The 1,011-nt window shown below is 59.6% G+C and carries 1 protein-coding gene and 1 tRNA gene; one reads left to right on the top strand and one right to left on the bottom strand.

Annotated features, from left to right (window positions below; translation table 11 throughout):
- Positions 1-142 precede the first annotated feature (142 nt).
- Positions 143-219, top strand: a tRNA-Met gene (locus tag AC3EDY_RS15945).
- Here the strand turns inward: AC3EDY_RS15945 and AC3EDY_RS15940 are convergent.
- Positions 176-772 (bottom strand): transposase, encoded by a 597-nt coding sequence (locus tag AC3EDY_RS15940; protein WP_488573473.1) that lies wholly within the window; start codon positions 770-772, stop codon positions 176-178. The genes AC3EDY_RS15945 and AC3EDY_RS15940 overlap by 44 nt on opposite strands.
- Positions 773-1,011: the final 239 nt, after the last annotated feature.

The following is a 1,011-nucleotide window of genomic DNA, read 5'->3' as shown; positions in this document are numbered from 1 at the left end:
CAATGGTACTAACGCTCAAGCGTTGGAAGAGTAGGTCGTCGCCAGGCATTGCAGCCCGCGCACAAAACCCATCACATGTCCCATGACCAACAAAACCCCCCTCGCATTCCACGACGGGGGCACCGTCACCACCAGCCACCATCGCGGGGTGGAGCAGCCCGGTAGCTCGTCAGGCTCATAACCTGAAGGTCGCAGGTTCAAATCCTGCCCCCGCAACCAACCCACAAACATCCCACGCGAACGCCAAAAAGCGGACTGGCTGTCTGCACGCCGGGAGGCCCATGCACATCGCACGGGCCAATGCCAATCGCCCCCCTGTCCGCTCGGCACTCGAGCACGGGTCATCCGCCCCGGCAAAATGCGCCCTTACGCTCGACCACGCCCAGTCCTGCGCACGCGCAACCAAACGTGCCCGCACAGGGTTGAGCGCCACATAGCGGAAGGCTGCGTGCAGGTGCGCTTCGTCCATCGCCACGGAACTGAACCGGCCTTGCCACAAATGCCCGGTCACCCGCATGCGCGCATTCACATAGCCGGTGTAATGCCGATGCACATGACGAAACGCCCGCCCCAGCGCCTTTGCATCGCGGGGCACGGCGATGATGTGCACATGATTGGGCATCAGGCAGTAAGACCATATCTCGACCCCGTATCGCTCAGCCGCGTTGGCCAGCAGATCGAGATAGAGCGCATAATCCCCGTCCTCAAAGAACGTCCGCTCACGACGATTGCCTCGCTGCGTCACATGATGCGGAATGCCGGGCAATACCATGCGTGGAAGACGGGCCATATGGCATAGCTACCTGCAGAGCTGATCCGTGCCAATTTCGGGGTTTACGCACCTGTCACCGTAATCTCGTAATCTCTCTGTCACCGTAATCTCTAATCTCCAACCAGTTGAAGTGTTTTCATGATAGAACTTTCCAATGAACAGGTCCGCAGGGTATGACAGCCCGCTTTGTCGTGATCTCGGGGTGTTCGGGCGGTGGGAAGTCAACTCTTCTGCGCGAG

The organism is Novosphingobium sp. DS6-6, from assembly GCF_057784975.1.
This window is presented reverse-complemented; position numbering and strand designations above follow the sequence as displayed.